Genomic DNA, 6,457 nt, shown 5'->3' on the forward strand with positions numbered 1-6,457 from the left:
AACTAATATAAATAAGGAACAAGAGAAATCTAAATATGATAATTACGAATTAAATAGCAAGAAAAAATTAATTCAAAGCGAATTAAATTTAATGGAGCAAAAGAAGAGTGATATTGAGAAAAGATTGTTTGATTTAAATAAAGAAGCCAAGACTATTTCCCAAAGAATAGCGGTAGGGGAACAAAATAAAAAAACAGTAAATTTAGATATTCTGGAGATAAATAAAAAAATAGATAATTTTAATAAAAAACTAGACTATTTAAATAAAGAGATTAATTATATTTCAAAATTAACCGATACGCTTAGTAATGTAGAGATTAATTCGAGAAAAGTATTAAATACTATTTCGGAAAAGGAATTGTTTCTAAGAGAAAAAAAAATAAGATATAAGACTACCTTAAATATTCTGGATACAAATTTAGAAAAAATTAGAAAAAAAAGAATATACTTAGAAAATCAATTAGAGCGTGTTTCAGCAGAAGAAAATAGTTATCGAAAAATGGTTAGAGAAAACGACGGAAAAGTAGAAGATGAAGTACGGTTTAAAGAAAATGAAGAGAAAATAAAAGAAATTGAAAATATCTTAAAAAAATTACAGCTAGAAGTGGAAAAAGACCGACAAGCAATCAACTTAAAAGAGGAAAGAAAAAGTATTTTAAAAAAATCAATTGAGACTAATAGAAAGAGAAACGAACAAAAGAAAGATATTTTTTACTCCAAATACTGCCAAAAATATCCCAATGACCTTTGCGACCAGCTTATAAAGCTTGTTGATAATATTCCAGAAAAATATGAAAAAATTATGCAAATTGCTTTAAGAGAAAGTTTTCAATCAATTGTAGTAAGAGATATTTCTTCTACATTAGATATAATTAATTCCTTGAAGGAAAACGATTTAGAAAAAATAAAGATCATTCCATTGGATTTAATCAAAGATATAAAAAAAATTCCTGGTGATCAGCTTAAAATAAAAAATAAAAATATTTGTGGATTTGCTCACAAATTGATAAATTACCCTCGAAAATACTCGAATTTATTTAATGCTTTATTAGGAGATGTATTGTTAGTTGAAGATATAAAAACTGCTATTGATATTTCTCATGATTATTGCGGGGAATATAATATTATTTCCCTAGATGGTATGGTAATCAACAGGGACGGTTCCGTTGATATTTATCCTACTTCAACAGAACCAGAGAATTTTGAAGAGAGTTTTTCTTATATAGAAAAAGAGATTGAAAAAATAGAAAATGATATAAGTATTTTAAAGACTAAAATTGAAAGAAAAGACATTTCTATTGAAAAAAATAATAGTGTTTACAATATTCTATGGAAAGAAAACCAGGATATAAAAAGATTATTACAGGATAACGAAAAAAATATAAAGGAAAGTACAAATAATTTGAACCGGGCAATAGTTTCTGTAAATGAACTTAAGGAAAACTTAAACACTATTGTCTTTGAAGAAAATAGTGTTTTGGAGGAGAGAAAAAATATTTTTAACAAATTAGGGTGCATAGAAAAAAAATATACTACTCTTACTGAATACCAGCAAAACATTAATCTTTGTATGAACAAAATTAATCAAATTGTTAGAAGAGGGAAGAATAGAACGATCAATCTTTCCAGGGAAATTAATAATTTCAAAAATATTATTATCATAAATAAAGAAAAACTCATGAGTATAAAAGAGAAAGCTGAAAATATTTTTCAATATAAAGATGAGCATTCAGTGGATTTAGAGGAAAAAAGTAATGCTATAAAGGAATATAATGGAAAACTCGATGACATATTTAAAAAAATAAATGAATATAAAATTCAAATAGATAGATTGGATAAAGAAAATCCTTTTATTTTAAAAAAAGCAGAAGAGTTAAAAGAAATTTTACAAAGAAAATCGAATTTATTAAAAAATTTACAGCAGGATAAAATAAACCAGCAAATAACATTCGAATTAATCAAAGATAAACAACATAAAGAAGAAATATTAGAGGTGCAATATCGAGAAAAACAAGTAAGTATTGGTGAAGAAGTAACTAAGAATTATGATTTATCACTGGAGAAATTAGAATCATACAAAAATATTTGCGCTTCACAAAGAGATGCCAATCAAAGGATCGATGTTTTAAGAGACAAGATTATAAAAATGGGGCAGATAAATTTTGAGGCAGAAAATAGGTACCGTCATCAATTAGAGCGTTATAATTCTCTATGCGAAAAATACGAGGAAATAAGTAAGGCTAAAAAATTTCTGGAAATAACCATTTCAGAAATCGATCGAATTGCCACAGAGAGGTTTAAAATGACCTTCAATCAGGTTAAAATCTACTTTAATGAACTGTTTAAAAAAATGTTTTCCGGTGGAGAAGGAAGATTAATTATTGAATCTGAAGAAGATATATTAAACTCCGGAATAGATATTATTGCCCGTCCTCCCGGAAAGAAAACTAAAAATATTGAATTATTATCTTCAGGTGAAAAAGCCTTAACAGCTATAGCACTTTTAATGGCTTTGTGGAAAGCAAATCCAAGTCCTTTCTGTCTTTTTGATGAAATTGATACATCTTTAGATGAGATAAATGCTGAAAAACTTACCCGAATATTAAAAGGGGAAGATTTAAACCAATCACAATTGGTCCTAATTACTCATCAAAAAACTACTATGGAAGCCGCAGATACTTTGTATGGTGTAACTATGGAAGAATCGGGTATATCGAAATTAGTTTCTGTGAAATTTGAAAAATAAATCAAAAATGGAAATAAAGATAATGAATATAAAAAATATATTTATGCAATTTAAAGAAGGGTTATATAAAACGAGGAAAGAATTTGCCCAAAAATTAGGATATTTGTTTAGTAATTCAAAAGATAAACCAGAATTTTTAGATAAACTAGAAGAATTATTAATATTATCTGATCTGGGAGTTTCCGCAACCTCAAAGATAATGAATGAATTTCAGCAGATCAATTTTAAAGAATGTCAGGAAAATAACTTTATATTTTTTAAAGAAAAATTAAAAATTATTCTAATGGACATTTTAAATTCTGTTGATTCTGTCCTCAAAATTGATGAAGATAGACTAAATGTTATCATGCTGGTTGGGGTAAATGGGTCAGGAAAAACTTCGATAGCGGGTAAGCTTGCTTATCGCTTAAGTAGTATTGGTAATAGCTTAATTATGGTTCCTGCCGATACTTTTAGGGCAGCAGCAATTCAGCAACTTAGCGTTTTAGCGAACAAGGCAAAAGTAGAAATAGTAAATACCAATGAAGGTGCTGATCCAGCTTCGGTGGTATATGATGGAATTAGTGCGGCTCGAGCCAGGGGAAAAAATATAGTGATTATCGACACCGCAGGAAGACTTCATACCAAGGTAAATTTAATGCATGAATTGGAAAAAATAAAAAGGGTCATCCAAAAAGAAGCCCATAATTGCTCATTGGAGATATTACAAACCATTGATGCTACCATGGGTCAGAATGCAATTACCCAAGCAAATTTTTTTAATAATTCTTTAGGAGTTTCAGGAATTGCTCTAACCAAAATGGATGGAACAGCTAAAGGAGGAATAGTAATTGCCATAAGAAAAGAGTTAGATATTCCGGTAAAACTAATTAGTTGTGGAGAAAAATTAAATAATTTATATGATTTTCAGGCTGAAAAATTTGTTGAAGCTCTTCTTGATTGACACTAAAGATAATTTTCTATATACTTATAAAGGTATTTTGTCTGAATGGGAAATTAGTAAATAAACTAGTGTTAAGAGGAGTTATTTTTTTTATGTTTGCCAACCTAGCTGATAAATTTCAGACTATATTTAAAAAGATAAAAAACAAGGGTAAATTAGATGAAAATGATATAAAAAATTGTCTTTATGAAATTCGCATTGCCCTTTTAGAAGCAGATGTAAATTACTTAGTAGTAAAAGAATTTATAGATAATTTGCATGATAAATTAAAGCAGGAAAAGATTTCAGAGAGCCTCTCTCCGGCGCAGCAAATTATAAAAATGGTAAATGAGGATATAACTTTTACCTTAGGGTCTCAAAAAAATGACCTAATTATAAATCCTTCTGCTCCTACTATTATCATGTTGGTGGGATTACAAGGAACTGGTAAAACAACCACTGCCGTGAAATTAGCTAATTACTTTAAAAAAAAGGGGCATCTGCCGCTCTTGATAGCAACGGATGTTTATAGACCGGCAGCTATTGAACAACTTCAGATATCAGCAGAGAAGATCAATATACCGGTTTTTTCTTTGGGGAAAAGCGAAAGTGCAGTAAATATTGTTAAAGCTGCCCAAAAATTTTCATTCCAGAAAAATAATGATGTATTAATAATTGATACTGCCGGAAGATTACATATAGATAATAAATTAATGGATGAATTACAAGAGATTGATGAAAATATTTCTCTTCAGGAAAAATTACTGATAGTAGATGCAATGGCCGGACAGGATGCGGTAAATTCTGCTAAGATATTTTGCGAGAAAATAGGAGTAAGCGGAATCATTTTGACAAAATTAGATGGTGATACCCGGGGAGGCGTTGCTTTATCTCTGAAAAAAGTTTTAGGGATACCTATTAAATTTATCGGTACGGGCGAAAAAGTGGAGAACTTTGAACCTTTTCTTCCAGATAGAATGGCTTCTCGGATATTGGGCATGGGTGATGTATTAACTTTAATAGAAAAAGTTGAAACTGCATATAGTAAAGAAGAATTGAAAAAGTTAGATCAAAAAATGAAAGATCGCAATTTTGATTTAAATGATTTTTATCTACAGTTAAAAAAAATGAAAAATATTGGCTCAGTTGATCAGATTATGGAAATGGTACCAGGATTTAACCAATTTAAAAATAGGGTAGATGTTACCAAGTTAGGAGACAGAGAAGGTGAACTCAAAAAAATAGAGGCTATTATAAGTTCTATGACGATTGAAGAAAGAGAGAATCCTTCTATTATTAATGGAAGTAGAAGGAAAAGAATTTCGAGAGGGAGTGGAACGCAACTTTCCGATATAAATAGATTACTAAAACAATTCAATCAGATAAAATATATGTTTAAAAAGAAACCAAAGATAAAAAATTTTTCTTTTAATTGATTAAATGTTTAAAGAAGAAAAAGATATTTTTTAGGAACGATATATCAGGCACTAAAAAACGAGCGCTAAAAAAATAAAGATAATTTCCCAGATAGAATCCTCTCTATGGGGAGTGACAGATAAAATAGATAATAAAAAATGCAAATAACAGAATGGAGGCAAAATAAATGTCAGTGAAAATTAAACTTAGAAGAGAAGGTGGAAAGAAAAAACCTTTTTACAAAGTAGTGGTAATTGATTCCAGGAAGGCGTGTAACGCTAAATTTATTGAGCAATTAGGATATTACCAACCACTTTCCGATCCTTATGTTCTGAAGATTGATCAGGATTCCAGTTTAAAGTGGATCGAAAAAGGTGCTCAACTTTCAGCGACAGTAAAAGATTTATTTAAGAAAGAGGGAATATTGAAAAATAAATAAGGCTTAAGGTGATCATTTTGAGAGAACTTATTGAATTAATTATAAAAGGGATAGTAGATAATCCAGACAAAGTGGAGATAAATGAAATTATTGGTGAAAAATCATCGATATTTGAAGTAAGAGTCGATCCCAGTGATATTGGTAAAGTAATTGGAAGACAAGGTAGAAACATAAAATCAGTAAGGACCATCGTGAATGCTGCAGCGCAAAAGGAGGATAAACGAGCAGTTATCGAAATTATCGATTAAAATTAAAAAATAATGGTTTGGTCGTTACTATTAAATACACGTTCTCAAACTGCAATTTTTTAGTAAATGGAAGGCTATTATTACTTTTTTTTATTCATTTTTAGGTTGGGTTTGACCAAATAAGTCAAGATGCAATAGGCAATATATGATAAACAATCCTGTAATCAGCACTCGTCCTTATAATTTCTTAAATTAGATCTTATTACTCATTGCCGATTATTTTTTAACGCATTTTATACGAAATCCGATGCACGAGACAGGAGTAATGAATTAAGGAGGAAAATTATTGGATCAAGAATTTATTACCATTGCAAAAGTAGTTTCCATCCATGGGAATAAAGGGGAAGTTAGTATTTTTCCCCTTACCGATTCGGCGGATAGATTTAAAAAATTATCTAATGTTTTTCTAAAAAATAATCATAATCAAATAAAATTAGATATAGAAAACATAAGAATAAAAAAAGAACGGATTATTTTAAAATTAAAAGATATAGAAAATATAGAAGAAGCCAAAACGCTGGTAGGATCTTTTCTTGAAGTTAAAAGAAAGGATGCTGTAAAATTACCGCAAAATACATATTTTATATTTGAGATAATTGGCCTGGAAGTATACACCGAAGACAATGTTTTTCTAGGAAAAGTAGAAAATGTGATAAGTACAGGAAGCAATGATATATATATAGTTA

Annotated in this window: 6 protein-coding genes; all 6 read left to right on the plus strand. The window is 29.2% G+C overall.

Going from position 1 to position 6,457, the window contains the following annotated elements; all coding sequences use genetic code 11:
* Window positions 1–2,746, plus strand: a 2,746-nt coding sequence (locus tag ENO17_01025; protein HER23641.1) for a hypothetical protein, incomplete at its 5' end; no start/stop codon positions are given.
* A gap of 22 nt (window positions 2,747–2,768) precedes the next feature.
* On the plus strand, window positions 2,769–3,689 hold the full coding sequence (gene ftsY / locus ENO17_01030; protein HER23642.1) for a signal recognition particle-docking protein FtsY: 921 nt from the start codon (window positions 2,769–2,771) through the stop codon (window positions 3,687–3,689).
* A gap of 92 nt (window positions 3,690–3,781) precedes the next feature.
* On the plus strand, window positions 3,782–5,104 hold the full coding sequence (locus ENO17_01035) for a signal recognition particle protein (protein HER23643.1): 1,323 nt from the start codon (window positions 3,782–3,784) through the stop codon (window positions 5,102–5,104).
* A 167-nt stretch (window positions 5,105–5,271) separates the two neighbouring features.
* Complete coding sequence (locus ENO17_01040; protein HER23644.1) at window positions 5,272–5,523, plus strand: 30S ribosomal protein S16; 252 nt, start codon at window positions 5,272–5,274, stop codon at window positions 5,521–5,523.
* A gap of 14 nt (window positions 5,524–5,537) precedes the next feature.
* Window positions 5,538–5,771, plus strand: coding sequence for a KH domain-containing protein (locus tag ENO17_01045; protein ID HER23645.1), 234 nt, complete (start codon window positions 5,538–5,540; stop codon window positions 5,769–5,771).
* 286 nt (window positions 5,772–6,057) lie between these two features.
* A partial coding sequence (gene rimM, locus ENO17_01050) for a 16S rRNA processing protein RimM (GenBank protein HER23646.1) occupies window positions 6,058–6,457 on the plus strand: 400 nt, incomplete at its 3' end.

The sequence above is a fragment of the Candidatus Atribacteria bacterium genome (assembly GCA_011056645.1).
GTDB lineage: Bacteria > Atribacterota > Phoenicimicrobiia > Phoenicimicrobiales > Phoenicimicrobiaceae > Sediminicultor > Sediminicultor quartus.